Source organism: Sedimentitalea nanhaiensis DSM 24252 (assembly GCF_000473225.1).
Classification (GTDB): domain Bacteria; phylum Pseudomonadota; class Alphaproteobacteria; order Rhodobacterales; family Rhodobacteraceae; genus Sedimentitalea; species Sedimentitalea nanhaiensis.
Map to the genome: position 1 here is coordinate 2,937,298 of NZ_KI421509.1, position 11,487 is coordinate 2,948,784.

Annotated in this window: 13 protein-coding genes; 10 read left to right on the forward strand and 3 right to left on the reverse strand. The window is 64.0% G+C overall.

Annotated features, from left to right (window positions below):
• Positions 1-3 precede the first annotated feature (3 nt).
• Complete coding sequence (locus NANH_RS0116300; RefSeq protein WP_027262996.1) at positions 4-885, forward strand: DMT family transporter; 882 nt, start codon at positions 4-6, stop codon at positions 883-885.
• Between the two features lie 124 nt (positions 886-1,009).
• On the opposite strand, the gene NANH_RS0116310 is transcribed toward NANH_RS0116300, so the two are convergent.
• The gene (locus NANH_RS0116310) at positions 1,010-1,342 is read right to left on the reverse strand and encodes an ArsR/SmtB family transcription factor (RefSeq protein ID WP_027262997.1); all 333 of its coding nucleotides are present in this window, start codon (positions 1,340-1,342) and stop codon (positions 1,010-1,012) included.
• Between the two features lie 230 nt (positions 1,343-1,572).
• Between NANH_RS0116310 and NANH_RS0116315 the strand changes: the two genes are divergently transcribed.
• The 6 genes from NANH_RS0116315 to NANH_RS0116340 all read left to right on the forward strand — a co-directional run bounded on the left by NANH_RS0116315 (position 1,573) and on the right by NANH_RS0116340 (position 5,272).
• A complete protein-coding gene (locus NANH_RS0116315) occupies positions 1,573-1,902 on the forward strand; it encodes an AtpZ/AtpI family protein (protein WP_027262998.1) in 330 nt (109 codons plus the stop codon).
• 18 nt (positions 1,903-1,920) lie between these two features.
• Positions 1,921-2,676, forward strand: a complete 756-nt coding sequence (locus NANH_RS0116320; protein WP_027262999.1) for a F0F1 ATP synthase subunit A — start codon at positions 1,921-1,923, stop codon at positions 2,674-2,676.
• Positions 2,677-2,741: 65 nt separating this feature from the next.
• A complete protein-coding gene (locus NANH_RS0116325) occupies positions 2,742-2,978 on the forward strand; it encodes a F0F1 ATP synthase subunit C (RefSeq protein ID WP_027263000.1) in 237 nt (78 codons plus the stop codon).
• An 83-nt stretch (positions 2,979-3,061) separates the two neighbouring features.
• Positions 3,062-3,637 (forward strand): F0F1 ATP synthase subunit B', encoded by a 576-nt coding sequence (locus NANH_RS0116330; RefSeq protein WP_027263001.1) that lies wholly within the window; start codon positions 3,062-3,064, stop codon positions 3,635-3,637.
• Between the two features lie 5 nt (positions 3,638-3,642).
• Positions 3,643-4,203, forward strand: coding sequence for a F0F1 ATP synthase subunit B (locus NANH_RS0116335; RefSeq protein ID WP_027263002.1), 561 nt, complete (start codon positions 3,643-3,645; stop codon positions 4,201-4,203).
• Between the two features lie 202 nt (positions 4,204-4,405).
• Positions 4,406-5,272 (forward strand): DUF5672 family protein, encoded by an 867-nt coding sequence (locus NANH_RS0116340; protein WP_027263003.1) that lies wholly within the window; start codon positions 4,406-4,408, stop codon positions 5,270-5,272.
• A gap of 85 nt (positions 5,273-5,357) precedes the next feature.
• On the opposite strand, the gene NANH_RS0116345 is transcribed toward NANH_RS0116340, so the two are convergent.
• Positions 5,358-6,125, reverse strand: a complete 768-nt coding sequence (locus tag NANH_RS0116345) for a FadR/GntR family transcriptional regulator (RefSeq protein ID WP_027263004.1) — start codon at positions 6,123-6,125, stop codon at positions 5,358-5,360.
• Positions 6,126-6,244: 119 nt separating this feature from the next.
• Here NANH_RS0116345 and NANH_RS26480 point away from each other — a divergent pair, with 119 nt between their 5' ends.
• Together NANH_RS26480 and smc are read left to right on the forward strand one after the other, a co-directional pair.
• Entirely contained in the window at positions 6,245-6,652 is a 408-nt protein-coding gene (locus NANH_RS26480) for a hypothetical protein (protein ID WP_074920504.1), read from the forward strand.
• A 161-nt stretch (positions 6,653-6,813) separates the two neighbouring features.
• Positions 6,814-10,269 (forward strand): chromosome segregation protein SMC, encoded by a 3,456-nt coding sequence (gene smc / locus NANH_RS0116355; RefSeq protein ID WP_027263005.1) that lies wholly within the window; start codon positions 6,814-6,816, stop codon positions 10,267-10,269.
• Positions 10,270-10,325: 56 nt separating this feature from the next.
• On the opposite strand, the gene NANH_RS27535 is transcribed toward smc, so the two are convergent.
• Positions 10,326-10,880 (reverse strand): PRC-barrel domain-containing protein, encoded by a 555-nt coding sequence (locus tag NANH_RS27535; RefSeq protein WP_139236253.1) that lies wholly within the window; start codon positions 10,878-10,880, stop codon positions 10,326-10,328.
• A 215-nt stretch (positions 10,881-11,095) separates the two neighbouring features.
• On the opposite strand from NANH_RS27535, the gene NANH_RS0116365 reads away from it, so the two are divergent.
• Positions 11,096-11,470 carry a hypothetical protein gene (locus NANH_RS0116365; RefSeq protein WP_027263006.1) on the forward strand — a complete coding sequence of 125 codons (375 nt, stop codon included), beginning with the start codon at positions 11,096-11,098 and terminating at the stop codon, positions 11,468-11,470.
• Positions 11,471-11,487: the final 17 nt, after the last annotated feature.

Genomic DNA, 11,487 nt, shown 5'->3' on the forward strand with positions numbered 1-11,487 from the left:
GTTGTGAGGCCGCAGACGGTCGGCCACCTGTCGATGCTGCTGTTTTCGGCGCTGGTCGCGGGGTCGTTTTCGCTGGGATCGCTGGTCGCCAACGAAATCGCGCCGACCGCGCTGACGGCGGTGCGGTTCGGGCTTGCATCGCTGATCATGGCTGCGGTGGCCTGGGGGGCCGACGGGCTGCCCCGGTCGACCTTTGCCGCGCCGTGGCGGTATCTGGTGCTGGGCGGGCTGTATGTGGTCTATTTCGTCACCATGTTCGAAGGGCTGAAGACCGCGCCGCCGGTCAGCGCCGCCGCCGTGTTCACATTGACCCCGGTGATCGCGGGCCTGTTCGGCTGGTTTCTGCTGCGCCAGGTCATGACCCCGCGCATGGTGCTGGCGCTGGGCATCGGGGCCATCGGGGCGCTGTGGGTGATCTTTCGCGCCGATTGGGGCGCGTTGCGGGCCTTTGAAATCGGGCGGGGCGAGGCGATTTTCTTTTTCGGCTGCATTGCCCATGCGATTTATCCGGCGTTGATGCGCCGCCTCAGCCGGGGCGAGTCGGCCCCGGCCTTTACCTTTGGCGTGGTGGTGGCGGGTTTTTTGATTCTGACCGTTGTGGGCTGGTCCGAGATCCGCGCCACCGACTGGGCCAAGCTGCCTGCCATTGTCTGGATCACCTTGGTGTATGTGTCGGTCTTTGCCACCGCCGGCACCTTTCTGCTGGTGCGGATCGCGGCGCTGCGGCTGCCCTCGGCCAAGGTGATGGCCTATACCTATCTCACGCCCAGCTGGGTGATCCTGTGGGAGATCGCACTGGGCAAGGGCGCGCCCACCGGGCTGATCCTGATCGGGATCGCGCTGACGGTGGTGGCGCTGTTGCTGTTGCTGCGGGATGAGGGCTGAGCGCGCCACGCAGGCGATCGTCGACAACTCGGAGCAGTGGAAGGCGGCGTTCCCGCAGCCGAATGAGGTGTGGCGGCAGCGGGTGATAAAGCGGTGACCGCTGCCTTTGGCCACCGTGCGTTGTTCAGGTTTCGCGGTGGTCCAGTTCGGCTGCCAGAAACCGCTCGAAGGCGTCGAGGTTCACCGGCTCGAACTGACCGAACCCCTGCATCCAGACCGAGGCGCCGCGCAGGGCGTCGGGTTCGAGCTTGCACCATTTCACCCGACCGCGTTTTTCCTGGCTGATCAGCCCGGCGCGGGTGAGGATGGTCAGGTGTTTGCTGATCGCCGCCAGCGACATGTCGAACGGTTCGGCCACGTCGGTCACGGCCATGTCGTCTTCGAGCAACATCGACAGGATCGCCCGACGGGTCGGGTCAGCAAGCGCGGCAAAAACGGATTCCAGCGTATCGGACATGTGTTGCCCTAGCCGCAGGCGGGCGGGATCGTCAACCATATGGTTGAATATGGGATTTGCGCCCCGGCGCGGGGAATCCGACCGCGACAGATTTTCCCGAGGTGTGGTTCTGGTTGGAAAACTTATTTAAAACAGTTGGTTGAGTGCGGTTCGGCGAAGCCGATCGGGCAATTGACTCTGTGGCCCGCAGGCACTAGCACCATGCCAGACAAAGCGTGAGGGATATCGCGGTGACCGACGAGGACCAAAAGCAGCGTTTGGCGCGGCTGGAGGCCCGGATCGACGCGGCCAAGGGGGAAGCCCCGAGCAAATCCCACGCCGACGAACATTATTCGCAGGCGCATCTGGCCTGGCGCATGGTGATTGAACTTGTGGTCGGTCTGGGGATCGGCTTTGGGATTGGATATGGGCTGGATCGTCTGTTCGGGACGCTGCCGATCTTTCTGATCCCGTTTACATTGCTGGGTCTGGCGGCGGGCATTAAGACGATGCTGCGCAGCGCACGCGAGATCCAGACGACACAACTGGCCGACGAGGCCGAAAAGAACGAGAGGGACTGAACCTTGGCAAGCGAATCGATGGGTGTAGAGCACGTTTCGGAGGAAAGCGGTCTGGTTTTTCACCCGATGGATCAGTTCATCGTCAAGCCGCTGTTTGGCGACGGGCCGATTGCCTGGTACACGCCGACCAACGTCACCCTGTGGATGGCGCTGGCGGTTCTGGCCATCATCGCGCTGATGGTTCTGAGCACCAGAAAACGCGCCATCGTGCCTGGCCGCGGTCAGTCCATTGCCGAACTTGCCTATGGCTTCGTCTACAAGATGGTCGAGGATGTCACCGGCAAGGATGGCATCAAGTATTTCCCCTATATCATGACGCTGTTCCTGTTCATCGTCTGTGCGAACTTTCTGGGGCTGATCCCCGGTTCGTTCACCACGACCAGCCATCTGGCCGTCACGGTGGTGATGGCGCTGGCGGTGTTCCTGACCGTCACCGTTCTGGGGTTCTACCTGCACGGGGTCAGTTTCCTCAAGCTGTTCTGGATCGAGCAGGCACCCTTGGTGCTGCGTCCGATTCTGGCGCTGATCGAGGTGATCTCGTATTTCGTGCGCCCGGTCAGCCACTCGATTCGTCTGATGGGCAACATGATGGCCGGACACGCGGTGATGAAAGTGTTCGCCGCCTTTGCCGGGCTTGCCGTCATCGCGCCGGTCTCGGTGCTGGCGATCAGTGCGATCTATGCGCTGGAAATCCTGGTGTCGTTCATCCAGGCCTATGTTTTTGCAATCCTGACTTGTGTCTATCTCAAGGACGCATTGCACCCGCAACACTAAAGAACACGGGGTCGCATTTCGCGGGCCCAACGAAACCAACTCATTCCATCGTAAGGAGAAATATCATGGAAGGTGACATCGTTCAAATGGGCGCATATATCGGCGCAGGTCTGGCTTGTACCGGTATGGGCGGAGCTGCTGTCGGTGTGGGTCACGTTGTCGGCAACTACCTGTCCGGCGCGCTGCGCAACCCGTCGGCGGCTGGCGGCCAGATGGCGACCATGTTCATCGGTATCGCATTCTCGGAAGCGCTGGGGATCTTTTCGTTCCTCGTCGCGCTTCTGCTGATGTTCGCCGTCTAAACCTTAGGAAGCTTCATCCTTACGGTCGGGCGGTGCGCAGAGGCGTGCCGCCCGGTGTAGGCTAAGTTCCCAAGGAGAACGACATGGCAACCGAAACCACAGCAGCCCAACACGTCGAACCTCTTGCGCTTGAAGAGGCCGGCATGTGTGTCGACGCGAACGGCGGCGCCATCGGCATGCCGCAGCTCTGCTTTGACTGGTTCCCCAACCAGATGTTCTGGCTGGCGGTCACTCTGGTCGTGATCTTTCTGGTGCTGTCGCGTGTGGCGCTGCCGCGTATTGCGGCCATTCTGGCCGAGCGCCAGGGCACCATCACCAACGATATCGCCGCCGCCGAAGACCTGAAGGCCAAGGCGGTCGAGGCCGAAGCGGCCTATAATCAGGCGCTGGCCGATGCCCGGACCGAGGCGCAGGTAATCGTCGCCAAGGCCAAGGCGGATATTCAGGCCGAACTGGATGTCGCCATCCAGAAGGCAGATGCCGAGATCGCCGCCAAATCGGCGGAATCCGAAAAGGCCATTGCGGAAATCCGCGCCGGGGCGCTGGACAGCGTCAAGGCCGTGGCCACAGACACCGCAGCCGAACTGGTTTCGGTTCTGGGTGGTTCGGTGGATGCCAAGGCGGTGGATGCCGCCGTCGCTAGCCGGTTGAAAGGATAAGAGACATGCGCAAGATACTCGCCCTTGTCCTGGCCACCGGGGTCGCAAGCCCCGCTTTTGCCGCCGGCGGTCCGTTCATATCGCTGCACAACACCAACTTTGTGGTGTTGCTGGCCTTTCTTCTGTTCCTGGGGGTGCTGGTCTATTTCAAGGTGCCCGGCCTGCTGAACGGTATGTTGGATAAGCGCGCCGAGGGCATCAGATCCGAACTGGACGAGGCCCGTGCGCTGCGGGAGGAAGCCCAGACCATTCTGGCGTCTTACGAGCGCAAGCAGAAAGAAGTGCAGGAACAGGCCGACCGCATCGTCAAGGCCGCTGGCGAAGACGCCAAGGCGGCAGCGCAAAAGGCGCAGGACGATCTGAAAGTCTCGATCGCGCGCCGTCTGGCCGCTGCCGAGGATCAGATCGCGTCGGCCCAGGCCTCGGCCATCAAGGACGTGCGTGATCAGGCGATCGTTATCGCCGTGGCCGCCGCCAAGGATGTCATCGCCAAGCAGATGACCGCCGCCGACGGCAACAAGCTGATCGACGACGCCATCGTGCAGGTCGACGCCAAGCTGCACTGACCCGCCCGCGCTGCGGTTGTGTACCAATCGTGAAAGCCCCGGACGCCATCCGCGCCGGGGCTTTTGCTTGGCGTGAAGGGGAAATTCTGGCAAAACCGGCTTCGACAATACGCTATCCGGCGCGGTACGGGTGGCTTGGCCGCTTGCCGATACGGTCTCGGATGCGGAGGCTTGGATAAATGTGCGCGGAAAGATTGAGCAAATGAGCAAGCGGCCCTGTCGAATCGTGATCCCGGTTTATCGCCGCTTCTCGGAGGCCGAGATTGCTGTCATGCGTCATAATCTGGCGCTTCTAAAACGTTATCCGGCGGTTCTTGTCGGAGGGCATGGTCAACGCGCGCTCTTGTCCGGTGTGCGGGAAATGCTGTGCGGCGAAGGCTCCAGCGAGATGTCGATTGAGACCTTTGAGGATTGCTATTTCGCCAGCATTCCGGGGTACAACCATCTTTTGACGAGCCGTGCGTTTTTCGAACGTTTCTCGGACAGCTCTTATATTCTGATCTGCCAGCACGATGCATTGATCCTGGATTCGAATCTGGAACCCTGGCTGGATGGCCGATATGCCTTTGTCGGAGCGCCGATGCTCGAAGGGTTTCATGAACCAAAACACCCGCTCAAATTTCTCGGAACGCTGAACGGTGGGTTATCGCTGCGCAATGTCCGGGCGGCCCTCGACGCTCTTGACGGGATAGTGATCGTCCGCGGCGCGCGGTGGGTGCGTGCCGCCGAAAAAGCCGGTCTGATCGGCGGGTTCAATTTTCTGTCGTCGCTCTTCGGGTTCAGGCGGCTGCTGGTTCAGCGCGGAGGGCTGAACGAGGACATGTTCTGGACCGGCCAGGTGGCGCGCTTGGTCCCGGAGTTTCGCCTGCCTGCGCCGCGGACCGCGTTGCGGTTCGCATTCGAAACCTGCCCGTCCGAAATGCTTGACCTGTCAGAGGGGCGTCTGCCCCTGGGGTGCCACGCCTTTGCGCGATATGAGCCGGATTTTTGGCGGCTTCATGCGCCTTCGTCCCTGGTGCCAGCTCTGGATGCGCAAGCCCGGCAAGCTGCGCCGGAGCCTTCGGCCTAAGCGGCGCGGTGACGCGTTGCGCCGTTATGTGCAAACGGTGCCGCGCGGCGAATATGGGGCCGTTTCAGCCGCCTCAGACCGCGGATCACTTCGACGTTTCATGCTCCAGCCGCTGGCGGGCGACCTCTTCGTTGCGCCGGGCGCGGCGCTGATCGGTCAGGGCCTGTTCGACGAAATCCAGATGCGCGATGACGGCGGCGCGGGCGGCGGCGGGATCGCGGGCTTGCAGCGCGTCGTTGATGGCGCGGTGCTGGTCCAGCAGGGCGGCACGGGTGGTGCGTTGCCGGAACATGACCTGCCGGTTATAGAACACGCCCTCGCGCAGCAGATCGAACATCGCGCGCATCATGTGCAGCATCACCACATTGTGGCTGGCCTCGATGATGGCGCTGTGGAACTGGGCGTCCAGGCGGGCTTCGTCCTCGGGGCTGCGGCGCGGAGAGTCGGCCTGCATCCGGTCGAAAGCGGTCTGGATCACCGCCAGATCGCTGTCCGATCCCAGATGCGCCGCGCGCTGTGCGGCCAATGCCTCGATGTCGCGGCGAAACGAGATATAGTCGTCCACCGCTTCGTCATGGCTGGCAAACAGGCGGGTCAGAGCCGGGGAGAAAGCCGAGCCGAGCACGTCGGCGACATAGATGCCCGACCCGGCGCGGCTGCTCAGAAGGCCTTTGCCCTGCAATTCGCCCACCGCGTCGCGCAGGCTGGGGCGGGACACGCCCAGACGCTCGGACAGTTCACGTTCGGAGGGCAGGCGTTCGCCGGGGCGCAGGATGCCGCGCAGGATCAGCAGTTCGATCTGGCGCACGACGGAGGTCGACAGTTTCTCGGCCTGGATCTTGTGAAAGGGCATGGGGCGTTCCGGTTGATTGGTAAATTAATATGACCGGTTGACGGTTGCGGCAAGCCGTTTCTGCCTGGTTGCCGTCCCGGTTCAGGCGTTGTTAACCATGGTGCGGGCAGTGTGGCCGCATGTTTCGATGGTTGTTCATTGCGCTGACCCTGCTGGCCGCCTGTGGCGGGCCAAGCCCGTATTTCCGGGCCGCCCCCGCCACCCGGATCACGGTGGCTGACAGCGTGTTCGATGTGCGGGTGCGGGGCGCGTTGGCCGAAGCCGTGCGGATAAACCCGCAATATGCCCCCCGGTTCGGCCCGATCCGGGGGCGCGCCGCCTTTGCCATGGCCAAGGTCAGCGGCTGCAAAGTGGTCGAGATACGCGGCGATCAGGCGGTGGCCACCGGGGTTCTGTCCTGTGATGGGCGGCCGCCGCCGGTGGCGTTTCCGCGCGAAACAGGATCGTTCAGCTGTCTTGAGATCAGCCTGCGCGGGTATCACATTCCCGGCGGGCCATACCCGGAATACGATTGCGACCCGTACTAGGGCCTGCGCCGTGGCCTGTGCGTTGCCTCAAGAGGGTAGGCATCAATATATTGTGGATAAATCAGCGGATTTCCCTAGATGCTGCGCAAAGATATTGACTCGTTGCGCACGAGGCGCAACATTGCGAGGTCAGGCAGGACTCATACGGCATAGGCAGGCAATTGCGTTTTTCCAAGCTTCGACTCACTGGTTTCAAGAGCTTTGTGGACCCGACGGATCTGTTGATCGCGGACGGGCTGACCGGGGTGGTCGGGCCGAATGGCTGCGGCAAGTCGAACCTGCTGGAGGCGCTGCGTTGGGTCATGGGCGAGAACCGGCCCACGACGATGCGCGGCTCGGGCATGGAGGACGTGATCTTTGCCGGTGCGTCATCCCGTCCGGCGCGCAATTTTGCCGAGGTCAGCCTGCAGATCGACAACACCGAACGGCTGGCCCCGGCGGGGTTCAACGACAGCGATTCACTGGATATCGTGCGCCGCATCACCCGCGATGTCGGCAGCGCCTATAAGGTCAACGCCAAGGATGTGCGTGCCCGCGACGTGCAAATGCTGTTTGCCGACGCCTCGACCGGGGCGCATTCGCCGGCGCTGGTCAGTCAGGGCCAGATCGGCGAGCTGATCCGGGCCAAGCCCAAGGCGCGGCGGCGGATTCTGGAAGAAGCGGCGGGGATTTCCGGCCTGTATCAGCGTCGGCACGAGGCCGAGCTGAAGCTGAAAGGGGCCGAAGTCAATCTGTTGCGGGTCGATGATGTGCTGGAGCAGCTGGCCGCTCAGCTGGCGCAACTGGCGCGTCAGGCCCGGCAGGCGGCGCGCTACCGCGAGATCGGCGAACAGCTGCGCCAGGCCGAGGGCATGTTGCTGTATCGCCGCTGGGCTGAGGCCGACGCGGCCCGGGCCGCCGCCGAAGAGGTCCTGGGCAATCGTACCGCCCAGGCGGCACAGGCCGAGGCGGCCGCACGGCAGGCCAGCACACGGCGCGGCGCATGTGAAGCCGCGCTGCCGCCGCTGCGCGAGGAAGAGGCGATTGCCGCCGCCGTGTTGCAGCGCTTGCAGGTGCAGCGCGATACGCTGGCCGATCAGGAAAGCCGCGCGCGTCAGACCATCGACACCCTGACCGGGCGCATCGAACAGTTGGGTCGGGACATCGAGCGCGAGGCCGGGCTGAACCACGATGCCGAAGAGACCATCGAGCGGCTGGAATGGGAACAGCGCGAACTGGCCAAGGCGGGCGAGGGCCACGCGGACCGGCTGGAGGAAGCGTCCGAGATGGCGCATGACGCTGCCGCCGTGTTGCAGATGCGCGAAACCGATCTGAGCCAGTTGACCGAGGATGTGGCCCGTCTGGCGGCGCGGCATCAGTCGGCGCAGCGCTTGCTGGATGACAGCCGCAAGACCCAGGGAAAATCCGAAGCCGAGGCGGATAAGGCCCGCGCGGCCATGGCGGCCTCGGAAGAGACGCTGGCCAGGGCGGCACAGGATCTTGCGGTTGCCACCGAGGCCGAGGCCGAAGCGGTGGCGGCGGCGGCGCGGGCCGAAGAGGCGCTGAGCCGGACCGAGGCCGAGCGCGCCGAGGCGCATGAGCGCGAGGCCGATGCACGGGCCGAACGATCCGAGGCGACCGGCGAGTTGAACGCGTTGCAGGCCGAGGTGACGGCGCTGAGCAAGCTGTTGCAGCGCGATACCGCCGAGGGCGGCCAGATTCTGGACCGTCTGCAGGTGCAGCAGGGGTTTGAAAAGGCACTGGGAGCGGCGTTGGCCGATGATTTGCGCGCGCCCGAGGTTGAGGGCGACGGGCCGTCGGGCTGGACCGTGTTGCCGCAATACGATGCGGCGCAGCCGTTGCCCGGCGGGATCACGCCGCTGTCCAACCACGTATCGGTGCCGGATGTGCTGATGCGGCGGATGGGGCAGATTGGGCTGGTGGCCGCCGATGATGGCCCGCGCCTGCAAGGCGATCTGTTGCCGGGGCAGCGGCTGGTCTCGCTTGAGGGCGATCTGTGGCGGTGGGACGGCTATCGCGCCTGGGCCGAGGATGCGCCCAGTGCGGCGGCGTTGCGGTTGCAACAGCTGAACCGGCTGGAAGAGTTGAAGCAGGCTCTGGTTCAGGCCACGGCCCAAGCCGAAGGGGCGGTGCAGGCGCATGAGAGTCTGACCCGGCAACTTGCGGAACTGGCCGAGGCCGATCAGCGCGCCCGTACCGCGCGCCGCGACGCCGATCGGGCGGTGACAGATGCGGGCCGCGCGCTGAGCCGGGCCGAGGCCGAGCGCAACCTGTCACAGGGGCGGTTGGAATCGCTGGGACTGGCGGTCAAGCGCCACGAGGAAGAGGCGATGGCGGCGCGCGCGCAGCTGTTGGAAGCGGAGCGCGCACGGGCCGATCTGGGCGATCTGGACGCCGCCCGTGCCGCCGCCGAAGACATCAAGATGACGGTTGAGGCCAGTCGCATCACCATGATGTCGCGGCGGTCCGCCCATGACGAGCTGCGCCGTGAGGGCGAGGCGCGCACCAGGCGCAGCCAGGAAGTGACCAAGGAGTTGAGCGGTTGGCGGCACCGTTTGGACACGGCGGAAAAGCGTATCGCCGAGCTGGCCGAGCGCAAGGCGAGCTCCGAAGCCGAGTTGATCCAGGCGGGTGCCGTGCCTGCCGAGATTGCCGCAAGGCGCGATGAACTGTCGGTTGCGATTGCCGAGGCCGAGGCCCGGCGCACCGAGGCGACCGACAAGCTGACCGGGGCCGAGGCAGAGCAACGCGAGGCGGTGCAGGCCGAGCGCGACGCCGAACGGGCCGCATCCGAAGCGCGCGAAGCCCGCGCGGCGGCCGAGGCGCGCACCGAAGCCGCGCGCGAAACCGTGACCCACGCGGCCGAGCGCATTGCCGAGGATCAGCAGCTGACGCCGAACCAGTTATTGAACCAGCTGGATGTGAGCCCGGACCGGATGCCCACCGCCGAGGCGCTGGAGGCCGAGGTCAGCCGCCACAAGCGCCAGCGCGATGCGCTGGGGGCGGTCAACCTGCGGGCCGAGGAAGATGCCCGTGAGGTGCAGGAAGAGCATGACACGCTGGCCAATGAAAAGACCGATCTGGAAGAAGCGATCCGCACCCTGCGCAGCGGCATTGCCAGTCTGAACCGCGAGGGGCGCGAACGGTTGCTGACAGCGTTCGAGCAGGTGAACAGCAACTTTGCGCTGCTGTTCAAGCACCTGTTCGGCGGCGGCGAGGCCAATCTGGTGATGGTCGAAAGCGACGATCCGCTGGACGCCGGGCTGGAAATCATGTGTCAGCCGCCGGGCAAGAAGCTGAGCACCCTGTCGTTGCTGTCGGGCGGCGAGCAGACGTTGACCGCGACGGCGCTGATCTTTGGGGTGTTCCTGGCCAATCCGGCCCCGATCTGCGTGCTGGACGAGGTCGACGCGCCGCTGGACGATGCCAATGTGACGCGGCTGTGCGATCTGCTGGACGAGATGTGCCGCCAGACCGACACCCGGTTCCTGATCATCACCCACCATGCCGTCACCATGAGCCGCATGGACCGGCTGTTTGGGGTGACGATGGGCGAGCAGGGCGTCAGCCAGCTGGTGTCGGTTGATTTGAAACGGGCCGAATCGCTGGTGGCCTGAGCCGACAAAAAAGGGGGACCGGTGAGGCCCCCCTGAGAGTTGGCTTTGCGTGCGTGTCAGCTTTCGTATTCCGGCATGTTTTCCAGCTCTTCCTGAGTGGTGGAAACATGGGCCTTCAGGTCTTTTCCGTCGTCGGCACGGAACAGCCGGAAGCTGTCGAAATTCAACGCGACGGGCTTTTCGCCAATGCCCAGAAAGCCCCCCACATCGACAACCAGCGTGGTGATCTGGCCGCTGGGTTCGGCGATGATCTTCGAGATTTCACCGATCCATTCATTGTTGGCGTCATAGACGCGTGCGCCTTCCAGCTCTTCTACTGTGACCGTGGCCGGTTCAACGACGGCATAGCCTTCGGCGGGCATGATGGCGGGCGGCTGGACCATCGACTGGTCGGTGTCCGGCGTCATCTTGTCGGCGGTTTCGGCCACGGTCTCGCCGACCTTGTCGGCGGTCTCGGCCACCGTTTCGCCAACCTTGTCGGCGGTGTTTTCAACGGCGGTTGCAGCTTCGCTGGCGGTGTCCTTGATCTGCTCCTTGACTTCGTCCTGAGCGGCATAAGCGGGCAGTGCAAGTGCCAGGGCAACTGCTGTGGTCGTCAGAAAATTTTTCATCTCGACTTCTCCTGTGTTTTGCGCCGGGCGTTTGTTGCGCCCGTCACCGTCTTGGTGTGCTGGGATAACGGGCGAGGGCGGGATCGGTTCCGCTGGGGTGCAGAATTTTTCCCAAGACACGGCTGACCCTGGGGTCAGCAATGATGCCGCAGACGTGAGAGGGCGCGGGTGCCAGGGTGCGCTAGGATAGGTCACCAGGACGAAGAGGATGCGACATGCGCGGACATTTTATGGCCCTGGCCCTGTGCCTTGCCGGGCCTTTGGCGGCTCAGGACTGGGCGGTGCGCGGCGGTGACATACGCCTGTCGGCGCAGGATCTGAGGGATTTGGCCGATGGCGCGACGCTGACCTATCATGACGGCGGTGTGTCGAAGTTTTCGGCTGGCGGTGCGTATTCCTATACCTATGCCAATGGCGGCGGATCGGCCTTTGGGGTGTTTCATATCGCCGAGGACGGGCGCGTGTGCATCAATTATCGCAACGGGTTCAGCCGTTGCGATATCTATGTGCGCAAAAACGGGGTTCTGCTCATGCTGAGCGAGGCGGGTGAACGCTTTCCCGTGCGCCTGACGCTGGGGCTGGAACCGTGAGCGAGCGGTGAATGAGT